4 protein-coding genes are annotated in these 17,860 nt (G+C 63.6%); 2 read left to right on the forward strand and 2 right to left on the reverse strand.

Annotated elements, in window-relative coordinates; translation table 11 throughout:
* On the reverse strand, positions 1-13,521 hold the full coding sequence (locus GOEFS_RS17155) for a non-ribosomal peptide synthetase (RefSeq protein WP_007319209.1): 13,521 nt from the start codon (positions 13,519-13,521) through the stop codon (positions 1-3).
* A 383-nt stretch (positions 13,522-13,904) separates the two neighbouring features.
* Positions 13,905-14,669 carry an LppX_LprAFG lipoprotein gene (locus GOEFS_RS17160; RefSeq protein WP_007319210.1) on the reverse strand — a complete coding sequence of 255 codons (765 nt, stop codon included), beginning with the start codon at positions 14,667-14,669 and terminating at the stop codon, positions 13,905-13,907.
* 231 nt (positions 14,670-14,900) lie between these two features.
* Between GOEFS_RS17160 and GOEFS_RS17165 the strand changes: the two genes are divergently transcribed.
* Together GOEFS_RS17165 and GOEFS_RS17170 are read left to right on the forward strand one after the other, a co-directional pair.
* Positions 14,901-16,478 carry a fatty acid desaturase gene (locus GOEFS_RS17165; protein ID WP_007319211.1) on the forward strand — a complete coding sequence of 526 codons (1,578 nt, stop codon included), beginning with the start codon at positions 14,901-14,903 and terminating at the stop codon, positions 16,476-16,478.
* A 121-nt stretch (positions 16,479-16,599) separates the two neighbouring features.
* Positions 16,600-17,859, forward strand: coding sequence for a type III polyketide synthase (locus GOEFS_RS17170; RefSeq protein WP_007319212.1), 1,260 nt, complete (start codon positions 16,600-16,602; stop codon positions 17,857-17,859).
* Position 17,860: the final 1 nt, after the last annotated feature.

Below are 17,860 nucleotides of genomic sequence, written 5' to 3' on the forward strand. Positions count from 1 at the left end.
TCACTGTTCCTTTCGGTGATGGGCGATGTAGGCCGGTCGATCAGCTTGTGGAGCGGCGGTCGCGACGATGTGCGCGAACTGTACGACGTTCTCCGGCAGCAACATTCGAGCGTGACTGCAGTCGGCGGCCACGTCGCGGATGTGTCCGGTAATTCGGTCGATCCAATCGAGGCGGGCCGCCGAGCCGTGAGAGGAGTCCGCGGAGGCGCTGACGAAGATCGCGTCGCCGACAAACGTTCGCGGTTGCCAGCTGGCGGCCAGCGGACCGGCCGCGGAGAAGGCCGAGTGAATCGACGCCAGGTCAGCGGCGGAGAGGTCGGCCAGGGGTCCGCCACCCGCACGCACGACGTCGGCGACGGTAGCCAGATCCGGCTCCCCGTTCATTTCCGAGGTGTCAAAACCTAATTCTCCCAACAGTTCTCGTATCGATTCGGCCTGGTGCAGGTCCGGGTGATCGGCCAGTACATAGGAGTCGAGAAGGATCAGCTTGTCGACGGTTTCGCCGTCGCGTTGCAGCCGTACCGCCATCTCCTGCGCGATCAGTCCGCCCAGGGACCATCCCAGAAGGTGGTATGGGCCGTGCGGTACGGCGGTGCGGATCCGGTCGACGTAATCCTTCGCGAGTTCGCCGATGTCACGCGCCGGCGCAGCGCCGCTCAGGGCCGGATTTTGCAGGCCATAGACGGTGCGGGCGGGATCGACATGTGGCAGCAGACTGGTGAAGCTCCAGGCCAGGCCGATGGCCGGGTGAACGACAATCAGCGGTGGATTGTCTTGGGAGACAGGCTCTGTACCCGCACGCAGCGTGAGCAGCGGCCCCAGCGCGGATGATCCCGCGGCGGCGGGTTCGTCGAGCGCGGCAGCCAGCTCAGCCGCGGTGGGCGCGGCGAAGACATCGGGTACCGACACGTCCCGGCCCAGCGCTTTCAGGCGGGTCACCACCGTGGTCGCCAGCAGTGAATCGCCGCCGATGTCGAAGAAGTTGTCCTCGGCACCAACCGATGTGACGCCCAGGACATCGGCGAAGACATCCGCGACCGCGGCCTCGGTAGCCGACGCCGCCGGACGGCTGGTCGCCACCCGTGGCGCGGGCAGCGCGGTGCGGTCGAGTTTGCCGACGGCATTCATTGGCAGTGCGGTCAATTCGGTGATCGTTGCCGGCACCATATGGCGAGGCAGCACGCGCGCCACAGCGCGTCGGAGTGCCGCGGTATCGATCTCGACCTCGTCCTGATCGGCGGTCACGTAACTGTGCAGGACCGTTGACCCCGACGTCGTGTCGGTGACGGTCACCGCTGAACGCACCAGCGGCTGGGAACTCAGCGTGTTGTCGATCTCGCTCAGTTCCACCCGGAACCCGCGCACCTGTACCTGATTGTCCGCGCGACCGGCATAACCAAGGGTGCCATCGGCAGTCCACCGAACCCGATCACCGGTGCAGTACATGCGCTGTCCGGCATACCGCTCGCCGAGAACCATTGGCGCGCAGACATATCGAGTGGCGGTCAACTGCGCGCGGCCGTGATAGCCGCGGGTCAGTTGATCGCCGAGCAGGTATAGGTCGCCGACGACCCCGGCGGGCACCGGATGGAGTCGCCCGTCGAGCACTACGGCACCGACGCCGCGGTGTGGACCGCCGATGGTCACCTCGGTGTCGGGAGCCAGCGACTCGGACTCGGTAGTAATGATCGTGGTCTCGGTGGGGCCGTATACATTTCGGATGTCCCGCCCGACCGCCCAGCGGCGTACCAGCTCAGGTGAGACGGCCTCACCTCCAACGGCCAGCGTGGTCAGTTCCGGTACGTCGGCCGGCGACATACTGGCGACTGCGGCAGGGGTGATGAACGCGTGGGATACGTGATGGCGGTTGAGGAACGAGGCCAGATCATCGCCACCGTAAATGGTTGTCGGTGCGATGACGAGTGTCGAGGTTCCTGCGGCGGCGAGGAGGAATTCCAGTACCGACGCGTCGAAACTCGGCGACGCGAAATGTAATACACGTGAGTCGGCGGTCGGCCGCATGGTCTCAGCGAGTGCGTCGTGGACCGCGGCCAGGCCGCGATTGGGAACCAAAACGCCCTTGGGAGTGCCGGTGGAACCCGAGGTGTAGATGACATACGCGAGCTGATCGTCCAGTATCGGCCGACCGCGTTCGAGATCGGAGACAGGTGCCGACGGCTGCTCCGAAAGCTCGTGTGTCACAGCGGGATCGTCGAGTACAAGCGACGTTATCCCGGCGGGTACGTCGGAGGCATGGTCACTTGTGGTGACCATGGTGCCGACGCCCGAATCGCTGATCATGTGAGCGATCCGCTCCGCGGGATAGGTTGGATCAACCGGCAGGTAGGCACACCCGGTGCGAATAATCGCCCAGATCGCCACCAGAGCATCGATGGAACGCGGAATCGCCATCGCGACGACCGATTCGGGGCCCGTAGCGACCCCGCGCGCCAACAATAGACGAGCGAGGCGGTTGCTGCGGTCATCGAGCTGACGGTAGGTGAGGGAGGTAGTGCCACTGGCCGGGTGTTCGCCGATAGCCGCCACTCCCAACGGGTTTCGACGGACAGCCTCGTCGAGGAGGTCGGCAAAAGTACGTGGCGCGACGGCCGGTGGACCGGACACCGGGCATAGTGCGGCCACCTCGAGTGGGTCGGTGACCCGGATATCGCCGACGGCGCGATGCGGGTCGGTAGTGAGCGCGCGGACCACACGCAATAGCCGGATACCGAATTGCTCAGCGGTGTCGGGCAGGTACCGATTGCGCGCGTAGGTCAGCGACAGCGCGGGATGAGGCGCGTCGGCGCTCATACCCGTTGCGGTGAATTGGAGGTCGAATTTGGCTGTTGGAGAGTCTATTTCGGCGACTTCGCCGACCAGCCCGTCCGCGATCTGCAGTTGTTCACCGGAGATCGAATCGGCGTAGTCGTGTACCGACAACGCGACTTGGAATAGCGGGTGCCGGCCGGGTAGCCGAGGCGGATTAATGGCACCGATGACGTCATCGAATGGTGCGTCGAGGTGGTCCCAGGCGTCCAGGTCGGCATCGCGGATCGTGCCGAGGAGTGTCTGGGCGGTGTCGGCCGGATCAATGGAGGTGCGCAGGGCCACCGTGTTGACGAACATGCCGACAACGTCGCGGAAGTCGCCGCCCGGTACCGATCGATTGGCTACCGGGGTGCCGACGACGATGTCATTTCCCACACCGAGGCGGTTGAGAAGAATCGTTGTCGCGCAATGTAAAACGGTGAACACCGATGTCGAGTTCCGGCGTGCCGCCTCGACGATCGCGTCGCGGAGTTCGGTGTCGACCGCGATGGTGACATTGCCGCCACCGGTGCGGTCGGCGACAGTCCGATCGGCGATCGGACTGGACTGCGCCGGCGCGCCGGTCAACTGGTCGGTCCAGTACCGCAGGTCGTCCTGTTCGCCATCCTCGTCAAGCGCGGCTGCCACCGCATAGTCGCGATAATCCACTGCCGCCGGTTCCCATCGGGCGGTGCGACCGGCGCTGCGCTCGGTATACGCGTCGATCAGGTCGGCGACGAGGATCGGCAGCGAGGCACCATCGGCGGCGATGTGATGGATGACCAGGATCAGTGAGTGCGTGGTTCCCATCGAAGTTACTGCGGCGCGTATCGGTGCATCGACGCTCAGGTCGAACGGCTGCTGGGTGAGCGCCTTGATGACCGTGTCCGGGTCATCGGTGGTCGGGCACAGTGACCCGATCACCGAATCAGCGTCATCGCCGACGACACCGATCGGACCATCATGCGTTTCCGGATAGATCGTCCGCAGTACGGCATGTCGCGCGACGATGTCGACAAGTGCGCCGCGGAGTGCGGCGAGGTCGAGGTCGCCGGTCAGATTCAGTCGCAGCGGTATCGCGTAGTCGACCGAGTCCGGCGCACTTCGATACAGCGACCACAGTCGCTTCTGCATGGGGGCCAACGGGATTCGTTGCGGACGCGGGCGACTGTCCGGGGCTGGCGCGTCGGGCAATTGTTCATCGGCGCCGGTCTCGTCCACATCGAGCAGCCCGGCCAGCACCCCGACGACAGGATTGTCGAATACGTCGCGAACGCGCAGCGGAGTGCCGCGATGGACCGCGTTGATCCGGCTGACCACGGTAGTTGCCTGCAGTGAGGTACCGCCTGCGTCGAAGAAGTCGTCGTCGATGCCGATCGGCCGCTGGAGGGTGTCGCTCAGAATTCCGACGACGAGCCGCTCGGCGGCCGTTCTCGCGTCGCGGACCGGCATCGATGAGGCCGAGGCTGGACCGGGTGCGGGGAGTGCGGCACGATCGACCTTGCCGTTCACCGTCGTCGGAATCTTGTCCAGCACGGTGATTGTCGACGGAATCATCTGACGGGGCAACCGCTGGGTGAGGTAGTCGACCAGCGTGTGTTGTGTCGGCGGCTCATCCTCGCCGGCGGTGACATAGGAAGCCAGTCGTGCCGAATCGCCGATGCCGTCGATTACGGTCACTGCGGTCCCAACACTCGGGTGTGCGGCCAGTGCCGAGTCCACTTCGTCGAGTTCGATGCGGAATCCACGCACCTTGACCTGGCGATCGCTTCGGCCGCGATAGGTCAGGACCCCTGCGGTATCCATCGATGCGACGTCGCCGGTGCGGTACATGCGCGCTCCGCCAATCGATGTCACCCCGAGTGGAGCCGCGACGAATCGACCGGCGGTCAGGCCGGGCTTGCCGTGGTAACCGTTCGCCAGACCGGCTCCGATCAGATAGAGATCACCGGGCGTATGCGGCGGGAGGACACGAAGCCGGCTGTCGAGTATCAACGCGGTGCTGTCTGCGACCGGCGTGCCGATGGTGACTGGCTCGCCCGGCGACAGCTCGGACATTGTTGCCACGATGGTTGTCTCGGTCGGTCCGTAGCAGTTGAGGAAGCGGCGATCGCCGGTCCGCCACCGGTCGACCAGGTCGCTACCGAAGGATTCGCCGCCGACGGCGAGGCAGCGCAGGTGTGGCAATTCGCGCGGCTGTGCCGGTGCCAATGCCGCCGGGGTCACGAATGCGTGGCTAATCTCTTGTGCGGCAAGGAAATCGACGAGTTCGTCGCCGCCGTAGATAGTCGGTGGAGCGATGACCATGGTGGCGCCGCTGTCGACCGCCAGCAGTAGCTCCAGCATCGCGGCGTCGAAACTCGGCGAGGCGAAATGTAACGTCCGGCTATCGGGGCCGACGCCGTAACGCACGGTCTGCGAGGCGGCGAAGGCCGCCAGGCCACGATGCGTCACCGACACACCCTTGGGTGTCCCAGTGGTTCCTGACGTGTAAATGATGTACGCGCGACCGTCGGTGTGGCGGCCGATGCGCGGCGGTTCGCTGTGGCCGGCGCAGAGGTCGTCGGTCGTTAGCCACCAGATCTCATGGGGCACGGCGTCGAAGTGGCTGTCGGAGGTGATGCCCAGCAGCGCACCTGAGTCGGAGATCATGTGCTCAACGCGCTGTGCGGGGTAGCGCGGGTCGATCGGCAGTACGGTCGCACCGGCCTTCGCGACTGCCCACACGGCGATGACCGATTCGATCGAGCGGTCGAGGGCAACCGCGACGACGTCGTCGAAGCCGATGCCGAAGGAGATAAGCGTGTTCGCCCACCGGTTCGCCGATTCATCGGCCGCCCGGTAGGTGAGCGTGGAAATGCCGTCGTCGAGCGCGCATGCCGATGGTCGGTCGTTCACCGCGTGCTCGATCAACTCGGCGAGGTGGCGGGGTGTGACGGCCGGGGACCCCGCGGTGGATTCGGCTGCGGCATCGGTCGGCAAGGCGAGCGAATAGTCGCCGACGGCGCATGTCGGGTCGTCGGCCACCCGGTGAGCCAACGCGCTGAATCGATGAGCCAGGTCGACTACTCGATCGTGACTGAAAACGGCTGTGTCGTAGGTGAATCGAGCGATGCCGTTTCGAATACGGATCTCGAGGTCGAAGCGGACGCCACCAGTCTCGACTTCCATCGCCGACACCGCCAGCCCGTCGAAGGCAGGGATGGCCGCCTCGGTTGCAGCGAGCGGCACGTCGTCGAAAGTCAACGCGATCTGGAAGAGCGGGTGCCGTCCGGTGCGGGGCGGTTTCACCGCTGCGACGAGTTGCTCAAACGGCATATCCGAATGCGACAGCGCGTCGAGATCGGTTCGACGGACCTGCGCGAGCAGATCGCTGAAGGTCATATCGCTCCGGACGGCAGTGCGTAGCGGAACCGAGTTGACAAACATGCCGACCAGACCGGCCAGTCGAGAATCGGCCCGACCGGCAACCGGCGTTCCGATAGTCAGATCGCTTGTGCCCGAGCCGATATGGGTTTGCGGATCGGCGTGCATCCGGTGTAGCAGGGTGGCCAGGATCGCGTGGACGGTCATGAATTCGGTGGTGTCGGAGCCGGTTTGGGCATGCAGGGCGGTGCGTAGCGCGTCGTCGAACTCCACCTCGACCACTCCGGCCGTACTGTCTGCCGATCCCATCGCACCGGCATCCGACGTCAGGATCGGGCCGCTATCGATACCCGCCAGTTCGTCGCGCCACCACTGCGTGAGTTCGTCAATGCGACGTGGGGCCTCGGCCCCCTCGGGGTGCGGTGTGTCGTCGTACCCCAGGGACCGAGCCTGCCACCGTAGGTAGTCCCGGTAGGAAATGGGGAGCGCTGCCTGCTCAGGGGTGCGCTGGGCATGTAGATCCGCATAGGCGCCGGCGATGTCGTGGGCTAGCGGTGCCAGGGAGGCGCCATCGGCGGCGATATGGTGAATCACGACGGTGAGTCGATGCACGACATCGGCGCAGGTGCTATCAGAGATCCGGTGCAGTACTGCGCGCAGTGGCGTATCGACGGTCAAATCGAATGCGGCAGAGGCAAATTCGCGTGAGCGTGCGATCCAGGTCGACTCGTCGACTGTTTGCGGAGCCAGGGACACACGTACCTGCTCGGTTGGCTGTACCCGCAGCGTTGGTTGCCCGTCGTGGGCCGGGTATGTCGTTCGCAGTGGTTCGTGCCGTGCGACGACGTGGGTCAGCGCCCCGGCCAATGCTCGGGTGTCGAGGTCGCCGCGTAATTCGAGGGCGAAGGCGATGTTGTATGCACCCGCCGCGACGTCGTCGGTCTCCGAGCCGTCGAATTGGTTGAGGAACCACAGCTGTTGCTGAGCGGGTCCGGGCTTCACCTCCGCGTCGGGATCATGAATTAACGGCACCGGGGCGGGCCCGTCCGACTCGGTCGGTGTGAGGGTGGCGAGGGTTGCGATCGCACAGATGCGAGGGTCGTCGAAGAGCGCGCGAACGGCGATACGGGTAGCGGCTCGCTGCTCCAACTCGGCGGCCAATTGTGTTGCCAGCAGCGAGTTCCCACCGAGTTCGAAGAAGTCGTGCTCGCGGCCGATGGTGGCGACGTCGAGTCCGAGTAGCCGCGCGACGGTCGCGGCGACCGCGCGCTCGGAATCGGTTCGCAGCGGTTCGTGATCGGCGGTGGGAGCCTGCGGGGTGGGTAAGGCGCGCAGATCTACCTTGCCGATCGGGGTAGTGGGAATCTTGTCCAGCGCGACGACGGCCGAGGGGACCATATGTTTCGGGAGTTGATGGGCGAGCTGGTCGCGCAACATGTGGGCGTCATCGGAATTCAGTTGCGCCCCAGCCACATAGGCGACGAGGCGGGCCGAGTCACCTTCACCGGCGACGACGGTGACTGCCTCGTTCACCTTGTCAGCGGCGACAAGCGCGGCGTCGATTTCGCCGAGTTCTATCCGGTGCCCGCGCACCTTGGTCTGATGGTCGGCGCGTCCTCGAAACTCGAGTGTGTGATCGGACCGCCAGCGAACCAGATCGCCGGTGCGATACATACGTTCGCCCGGTTCCGCGTACGGATTGGCGACAAATCGTTTAGATGTCAGTGGGTGGACACCGTGGTAGCCCCGCGCGAGGTGGGTTCCGCACAGATACAGCTCACCCGTGGTGCCCGGTGCGACCGGCCGCAGCCGTTCATCAAGGACGAGTGCGGCTACGCCGCGGATGGGACGCCCGATGGTCACACTGTCGGCTGGCGAAATGTCCTGCGACATAGTCGCTACCACGGTCGCCTCGGTTGGGCCGTAGGCGTTGAACAGGTGTTTGTCGCCCGACCACCGCCGGACCGATTCGGCATTGGGATGCTCACCGCCGATCACCAGTGTGTCGAGGTCGGGAAGATCGTCGGGGGACATGGTGTGCAGCAACGACGGCGTGAGGAAGGCGTGGGTTACCCGCGCCGTGGCCATGAGCTCGGAGAGTTCGCGACCGCCGACAATGCCGGGTGGCACGATATGCATCGATGCCGCCGCGCTCACCGCCATCAGTGCTTCCAGCACCGAGGCATCGAAACTGGGTGAGGCGAGGTGCAGCGTGCGACTCTGCGGAGTGAGTCCCAACCGCGAAACCTGTTCCGCCGCAAAGTCGGCGAGGCCGCGATGACTGACGATGACACCCTTGGGTACGCCGGTCGTACCCGAGGTGTAGATGAGATACGCCGGTTGGTCCACCTCAACCGGAGAATGCCGGTCATCGTCGGAGATCCGGTCGCCAGGGCGAGTATCCCAGTCAGTCCGGGTCGCCGGGTCGTCGAGGTCGATGATGGTGACGCCATCGACCGCCGCCGGTGGCTGGCCGGTCTTGTTGAGGCCAGCGGTAACAAGGAGCCGTGCACCCGAATCTGCCAACATGAACGAGGTGCGCGCCGGCGGGTAGTCCGGATCTATCGGAACCCAGGCAGCACCTGACCGTACGACCGCCCACACCGCCACCACCCAGTCGATGCCGCGTGGCAAGGACAGGGCGACGAAATCTTCGGGGCCGGCGCCCGCCTCGATCAGTATGCGGGCCAACCGATTCGACGCCGCGTCGAGTTCGCGGTAGGTGAGTGCTTGGCCGTTCACCGTGTCGGCAACCGCTACCTGGTCGGGTTCGGTGGTCACCGCGCCGGCCAGTAGCCGTGAGAGATGTTCGGCCGGCCTCGGCCCGGTTCCGGTGGCCGGCACCAGGTCGAAACGTTCGGACGGGTCCAGCACGCAGGTGTCGCCGACGCTCGTCTGCGGGTCGGCGGCGACCCGGCGTAACAGTCGAGTCAGCCGCGACGCCATGCCAGTCATCGTCTCGCGGTTGAAAAGTTCTGCGGCGTAAGTGATTTCGACGGCGAGTTCTCCAGCGCCCTCGCGGTCGGTGAAGGTGAACTCCAGGTCGAATTTGCTGGTCTGGGTATCCACGCGCGCCGCCGTCGCGGTCAGACCGGCGAACTCGAGTTCGACGCGCGGTGTGTCCTCGATCGCGACCGACACGTCGAAATATGGTTGCCCGCTGCTGCTCCGGGGCGGATTGAGTTCGGTGACCAAGCGGTCGAAGGGGACATCGGCATGGTCGAATGCCGCGAGGTCGTTGGTACGCACTACCGCGAGAAGGTCGGCGAATGACGAATGCTTGTCGACCGGCGTTCGCAGTACCAGTGTGTTGACGAACATTCCGACCAACTCGTCCAGATCGCCATCGCCGCGTCCCGATACCGGTGTGCCGATGACGATGTCATCGGAACCCGCCATGCCGCGTAGCAGTGTGGCCACTGCCGCGTGCAGCACCATGAACATCGTCACGCCCTGCTCGGTAGCTAGCTCGGCCAAGCGTTTACGAGTCGCTCGGTCGATCTGAGCGCGGACAGTTGCTCCACGGCGATCGGTACGGCCCGACGGCGCGCGGTCGTATGGCAGATCGGAGTCGACCGGCGCGTCGGCGAGAGTGTTGGCCCAGAAGCCGACCTGGCCGGCAGCGGAGGAGTGCGGATCGTCGAGCCACGCGGCGCGATCGGCGCTGACTTGCTGATAGGTAACCGGGAGCGTGGCCGGCCCCGGCTCCTGCCCGGCCCGGCGGGCGCGGTACGCGTCGGCGAAGTCACTGGCGAATGGCGCCAACGACCAACCGTCGGCCGCGAGGTGGTGAATGACCACCGCGAGAGTGTGGTCTTGTTCCCCATGCTGAATGAGTCGAGCTCTGATCGGCAAATCAGTGGAGAGATCGAAAGCCAGTGCGGCGTAGTCACGGACGCTCGCCGGATCGGCTGGTGCCGAGGTAATCAGCTCGACGTCGAACTGGATGTCGTCGACGGCGCTCACCCGCTGGTACGGGCGGCCGGCATCGTCGACCACCGTCGTTCGCAGCGGTTCGTGGCGCGCGACTACGTCGCGTAGCGCCGCCCGCAAGGCGTCGACATCGAGTGCGCCGATGAGCCGAACGGTGAACGGCATGTTGTAGGTCGCGGCCGCGGCGGGGTCGAGTTTGGTTGCCAGCCAGATTCGGTGCTGGGCGGGGGACAACGGAACCGGGCCGTCGATCTGGACATGGACGGGTGCCGGTGTGTGATCGACATGCTCGGAGATGTCGAGGGCACGCAGCGCTTCGGCGATGCCGCTGACGTCGCCGGCATCGAAGATGGCACGGAGGCCGAGTTGAGCGCCGGTCGCCGCCGACAGCCGTGCCGCGACTCGTGTTGCCGAGAGCGAGTTTCCGCCCAGGTCGAAGAGATTCGAGGTCATCGAGACCGTCGGGACGCCGAGTACCGCGGCGACCGTGTCATGGACCAGTGCTTCGAGTTGCGTTGTTGGGGAACGATATTCGCTGCTCGTGAGGTTGGGGGTCGGTAGTGCCCGGCGGTTGAGTTTGCCGCTCGAGGTTGTCGGCAGTGATTCGCAGACCATCACGACAGTCGGGATCATATGGTCGGGTACCAGTGCCGCCAACTCGGTTCGCAGATCTCGCCCCTCCAGCCCGCTGCCGGTGACATATCCGACCATGACGTCGTCGGCGAGTAGGTCGTCGCGAATCACCACGCCGCTCGCGCGTACGCCGGCCAGCGTCGACAACGCCGCTTCGATCTCGCCGAGTTCTACGCGTTGCCCGCGGATCTTCACCTGATCATCGCTGCGGCCCAGGTATTCCAGGGTGCCGTCGGGGCGTCGTCGCACCAAATCGCCGGTGCGATAAAGGCGTTCACCACTGCCGAACGGGTCTGCGACGAAACGTTCGGCGGTGCGGCCCGGCCAGTTCTGGTAGCCGCGGGCCAGTTGAATCCCGCCGAGATACAGGTCGCCGACCGCGCCGTCGGGGATCGGAGACAGCCGACGGTCGAGCACCTGGGTCTGGGTGTTCCATACCGGACGGCCGATAGGAATAGTGGAATCGGTTGCCGCGCAATCATTGTGGAAGGTGACGTCAATCGCGGCTTCGGTTGGTCCGTAGAGATTGTGCACGGGTGAATGGGTGATTTCGGTGGTGGCCGCGACGGTCCGTGGAGTGAGCGCCTCGCCGCTGGTGAAGATCCTGCGAAGCGGTTCTAACGCCGCGGGCGTGTCGGGATCGTCGCCCAGGACGTCGGCGAACGCGGACAGCATCGACGGAACGAAATGTGTTGTGGTTATTCGTTGGTCGGCGATCAGCGCGCGCAGATACCACGGATCGCGATGCCCACCGGGCCGGGCGATGACGAGTGCCGCGCCGGTAATCAGCGGCCAGAAGTATTCCCACACTGAGACGTCGAAGGTCGCCGGCGTCTTCTGTAGGACGCGGTCCGACGGTGTAAGGGGATAGGTGTGTTGCATCCAGAGCAGTCGGTTGACAATCGCCCGATGGCTGATGAGCACCCCCTTGGGGGCACCGGTCGAACCCGAAGTGAATAGCAGATAGGCGCCATTGTCTGGGTGCGGGGCTGCGGGCCCGGCCGCGGTTTCGGTGCGCAGGTCGCCGATAGTTGTTGTCGGGAAATCGATGTGGTGATCGTCGCCGGAGGTGATCACCAGTGACGGTTGGGCGGTCGACAGGATATGCTTCCGCCGTTCGTCGGGCTCGGCCGGATCGAGCGGAACAAAGATTGCTCCGGCGCGAATGATCGCATGCAAAGCCGTCACCTGGTCGATGCCGCGGTCAAGCAGCACGCCCACAACAGATTCCGGACCGATTCCGCGCGCGGACAACGCATCTGCGACCTCGGTGGTGCGAGCGTCGAATTGGTGATAGGTCAGGGTGTTGCCCTGTGGATCTACTACAGCCGGGCGATCGGTGAACCGTACGGCTGCACTGCGGAGTAGGTCGGTCAGGGTGGTAGCGCCGAGTTCGATGCTCTCGCCCGCACAATTTTCGGTAATCCGGATGGCCTCGTCCCCCGACAGCATGCTCAGGTCGGTGGCGCTGCTGGTTGTTTCCGACACCACGAAACGCGTGAGGAAATCGATCAGCCGGCGGTGATGGGTTTCCACGTCGGCGCGGTCGTAGACGTTCGGATTGGCTTCCAAATCCAACCGCATACCGCCGACCATGCAGTCGTAGACATTGACCGACGCATCCTCGACCGGACCGGTTGAGAGAATGTTGAGCGCGCCGTGCAGGTCGCCGAAGTCGATGTGCTCGAAGAACAGCATCACGTTGACCATCGGCCCGAAGAAGCCGCGACGTCCGTTCGCCGCGCCGAGGACGTCGCGGGTGATGTCTTCGTGCCGAAAACGCTGATGCCGCAACGCCTCCTTGATTTCGCCGTTCACCTCGCGTACGAGGTCGCCGAGCTGCTGCGGGTGGTCGTGGTCGATGCGACTGCGGATCGGAATGACATTCGAGGTGAGCCCGGCCGAGGTGCGCAGGATCTGCGTATCTCGTACCGCCACCGGCAAACTCAACATCGCTTCGTCGGCGTTGTTATAGCGCGCGAGATACAGCGCGACGGCCGCGGTAATGACCGATGCCGGCCGAACGCTGAGGCCTTCGGCCATCGAACGCACACTGTCGACCACGTGATCGGGCAGCGGTGCCGAGCAGATGGTGGCGACCGGTGCCGCGACGTCTGAGTGGGTTGAGAATGACGTGACCAACGGATCGTCGGCGAATTGACTGGTCCAGTGTTCGCGATCGTCGTCGAACCGGGTCGAGGCGCGGTAGTCGCTGTCGATCGTTGCGATCTGCTCCATGCCGGCGATGTCGGCGGCGGGTACCGGCTCATCGGCGGCAAAAGCTGTGTAGCGCTGGGCGACTCGCACCATCATGTACATCGCCGCGTAGCCGTCGAAAGCGAAGTGGTGGCCCCAGCAGTACCAAATGCTATGGCCGTCACCAAGATTCAATAGGTACGTCACCAGAAGGGGATCGGTGAACAAATCGATCGTCCGGGATCGGTGGTCGTCTATCCAGGTCAGCGCCGCTGCACGGGGATCGTCATATCCGGAGAAGTCCTTGCGGCCCAATCGGATCTGTCGCTCCTGGTCGACGACGACCATCGGTTCGACATCGTCGTCGGATTGGTGAACCAGCCTCAGGAGCGCGGCTTCGGTCTCGATCCCGGTGTCGCGTACCGCGTGGTCAAGCAGATTCGCATCGACCTCGCCGTGAAACTCGACGAAGGCCGAGACCGACATCGGCACGTCGGGATCGATCTGCTGTGCGTAGTAGATACCTCGTTGCGCGGCGGTCAGGCGAAGTGCGCAGGTATTGGGGACGGCTTGTTCGATGGTCACGCGATCCTCCTCGTGTTCTGCCGTTACACAAGTGCTTCGGGCATCGAGGGAGTGCGGATGGGTCTAAAACGAAGAAAAGATTGGATTTATTGTGATGTCCGGTTTCGCCGTCGAGTGGTGTCGTATCGATACCGGATTGACCAGGTAAATGTCGAATATGCGCAGACCAGAGTAGGTAATTCTGCATGCCGAATCTCATCGTGAATACTCACTAATCGCGTTATCGGAACAAATTTGGTGATTATCGTTAATGTCCACCGCGATATAGCTAATGGTTAATTTCACTAAGGAATGGCGCGAGCGCCCCTGGCGAGTGCCGACACTAAAGAGGCCCCGTCGCAACCCTTTCGAGAGTTGCGACGGGGCCTACGGGACCTGTGAATCTACACCGGCTTGGTGATGTCTACCTTCTCCTGCCACTTGTCAGTGGTGAGAGAGATGTCGCCGTTGTCGGTGGTGATGGTCAGCTGAACGAGGTTGTTCGGTGCGTCCTGCGCGATCCAGACCGTTGCCGGGTGCTCGCCTTCCAGCTTGCCCTGGCCGCGAGTCGGGAAGATGGCGTCGAAATCGCTGGCGTTGAGCTTGCCGGTGACCTTGATCGCCTTCACGCCGTTCTTGGTCTCGGTGCCGGCGATCTTCGGGTCAATGAACTTGGCAAGAACGTTGCCGATGCCCTTCTCCTGATCCAGCACGACCGACGGATCGTAAGACTTCTGGCCGCCACCGGTGATATCGCCGGCGTCCTTCCAGCTCCCGCCGGCCTCCATTGTGTACAGCTTGCCGCCGACGATGACGAAGTCGACCTTCTTGTATTCCTCCTTGACGCGGAAAGAACCGGTCCCCTTGGCCGCGGGTGAAGGCTTGGTGACAACCGTGCCGTCGAGTTCCTGCACCGGCAGGCCCTGAACCTTGGGATCGACGCTGAGTTTGAGGTGGACCGCGTCGGTGAGCTGCGTAGTCTTCGACGCCTGATCGAGCAATGCCTTGGCGTCGGTGGTCGACACCGACGGGGGCGTGCCCGAGCGCGTGGTGTCCTGGGTGGGCGGTGCCGAACTCGGCGCGCCTTTCGAGTCGGAATTGTCGGCTGTGGAGCAGCCGGTCAAAACCGCTACGGCAACAGCCGCAGCCGCGACGGCCGGAACCGCCATGCGCTTGAGTCGAGAGCTGATTGATGATTCAACAGGTGTCACGCGTCGGTACACTACCCGAGAATCCAGTGGTGATGTCCTAAGCTTGGGCAGTCTGTGGATAGTTACTTCAACTGAATGATGCCTGTGTATGAAGCTAATTCGACCGAATGAACGTCGGCAGTCGGTAGTTGATGATAGGTGCAGCGAGGTCGTCGGTCGACTCTCGCCGAGCACGGAGGAAATCGAATAATGACAACGGATGACGCAATCGCGCAGGCGCCGCAAACGCCCGAGGTGTCTGGAACTGCCCACGTGCCCGAATTGACCGGAACCGCGGAGGCTGCGCAGGCCGATGCGGCAGTCGGTGATGCGGCTGTCAGTGAGCGCCCCGATCCTGACCTCGACCGCAAGCCGGGACCGGGAGGTGGCCCCCAACTGTCGAATGTATGGGTGTACGACGGGCGCGCATACGATTTGACCGATTGGATCTCAAAGCATCCGGGCGGCGAATTCTTCATCGGCCGCACCAAGAATCGAGACATCACGTCGATCATCGGGTCCTACCACAAGGATCCCGAGCGGATTGCTCGAATGCTGAAGCGGTACGCACTCGATCGCGACGCGGTAATCGAGGATATCCACCCCAAGGCGAACGCCCCGGACTTCCTGTTCAAGGAAGGATTCGACAGCTGGCGCGATACGCCGCAGTACGACTTCAGCCGCAAAGACGATTTGCTGCATGCGGTGAAAACCCGGCTGGCCGCACCGGAAATGGTTCGCAAAGTTAAGCGAATGGATCGCATCTTCGACGTCGTCGCGATCAGCCTCTTCGTTGCCTATCTCGCGGTTCAGGGCCTGCGACTATTCGACACCTCCTGGATGCCGCTGCCACTATTCGTGTTACTGATGGTTTTGTTACGTAGCTCACTCGCCGGTGTCGGGCACTATGCCATCCATCGGGCACAAAAGGGTTGGAACAAAATCTTCGTCAACGCCTTCGACATGAACTACGTGGCGTTGTCCTTCGTTACCGCCGACGGCCACGCATTGCTCCATCACCCGCATACGCAAAGCGAAGTCGACATCAAGAAAAATGTCTTCACATTTATGATGGACTTGCCGCGGCTCTGGCGTATTCCAATCCATACCGTACACAAATTCGGACACACGATCACCGGCATGATCATCCGAATGCTGGAAATTTGCAAACTCACTCGGCAGGTGGGTATCGCCGACATGTACGGGTCCTGGAAGGGTGGCCTGCCGCATTTCATCGGAGCCTTCGGAATGCGCTTTCTGCTACTCGGCGAAATGGTCGTATTCATAGTCGCGGGCGACTTCTGGGCTTGGGCGCTTCAGTTCGTCGCCACACTGTGGATTTCCACATTCCTCGTCGTGGCCAGCCATGACTTCGACTTGGAGACAGCGGAAGTCGAGTCCGACACCGACGACTGGGCGGTCAACCAGGTTGAACAAGCCTACGACCTCAAAGTCGTCGGAAACCGCTACGTCGACTGCTTTCTCTCGGCCGGACTCAGTTCGCACCGGGTACACCATGTGGTGCCCTATCAACGTAGTGGCTTCGCGAATATCGCGACCGAGAATGTTGTACGCGAAGAATCAGCGAAGTTCGGTGTCGAATGGCTGCCGGCCAAGAGCTTCTTCACCGATCGTCTACCCAAACAGGTGAATGTCTACCTCGTGGCGAAATCACGGCCCGCTCAGGAAAATAAGTGGGGATTCTTCCGGGAGCACTTCTCACCGTCGGCGCTGAAGACCTGCGGTGACTACACGATCAAGGGATTCACCGGGATTGGCACAGTGTGAACGCCGTATTCATTTGTTCAGCCGACACCGGAATTCATTCGTCGAATCGACATCGCTATCACTATCGGAAGCCGATCGGCCATGATGGGATAGGACTGTACGTGTGAGAGAGGACGACGCGATGGCGCTGCATACTGGACCGAATATCGCATTCGGGCAAACCGGGCACAATGAAACACCCGGCCCGCTCGCTTCGCTCCCGGCGCAGACCGAACCCGGCCCGCTCGCTTCGCTCCCGGCGCAGACCGAACCCGGCCCGCTCGCTTCGCTCCCGGCGCCGCCAACAACCGTGGCGGTCATCGAGTCGATCGCCACCGGCGCACCGGAGAACATCTATTCGCAAGCCGATGCCGCCGATCGAGTCGCCGCACTCTTTGACGACCCGGCACAGCAGGCGCGCATCCCGCGCGTCTACGCCAAGACTCGGATCAACACTCGGCATCTCGCGCTCGATCCGCTCGATCCGGAGTTCCTGAGCTACAGCCGCCGGCCCGCGACGATCCGCGAACGTATGAACCATTTCTTCGAGCTGGCCGTCCCGCTCGCCCTCGACGTCGCCCGACGTGCGATCAGCGGTGTGGCAGAGCCGGCCACCGACATCGGTCTGGTCGTGTTCGTCACCAGCACAGGGTTCATCGCCCCGGGCGTCGACGTCGCGGTTATCAAGCAGTTGGGCCTCGCGCCGACCGTCAACCGTGTCGTGGTGAACTTCATGGGCTGCGCCGCCGGGATCAACGGAATCCGCACCGCGACCGACTATGTGCGAGCCAATCCCGATCGCAAAGCTCTGGTGATCTGCCTGGAGCTGAGTTCGGTCAATGCGGCTTTCGGCGACAACGTCGTCGACGTGATAACCCACAGCCTCTTCGGTGACGGATGTGGCGCCGTCGTCGTCGGCGCGAGCGAAGTCGGTCATCCGCTCCCGGCCGGTCGGGTTGTCATCCGATCGACCTTCAGTCATCTCCTCGACGATGCCGAGGACGGAATCGTGTTGGGTGTCAACGACAATGGCATCACGTGCGAGCTCGCGGAAGCGCTGCCGCAGTACATCGTCGACGGCGTCGCGCCGGCCATCGACGCAGAGTTGGGCGCCCAGGGGATGACCCGCGACGACGTCGAACTGTGGGCGATTCATCCCGGTGGCCCCGCGATCATCGAGTCCTCCGCACGCTCGCTCGGTATTTCTGCCGAACGCGCCGCACCGAGCTGGGATGTGCTTGCCGAATACGGCAACATGCTCAGCGTCTCGCTGATCTTCGTACTCGAACAGATGGCGGCTCAGCGTGATTCGGGTACTGGGCCGGTGTCCACCGGCGTCGCCTTCTCCTTCGCCCCGGGCGTCACGCTCGAGGGCATGCTCTTCGACATCATCCGCGGTTAGC

The sequence above is a fragment of the Gordonia effusa NBRC 100432 genome (genome assembly GCF_000241305.1).
GTDB classification, from domain to species: Bacteria; Actinomycetota; Actinomycetes; order Mycobacteriales; family Mycobacteriaceae; genus Gordonia; species Gordonia effusa.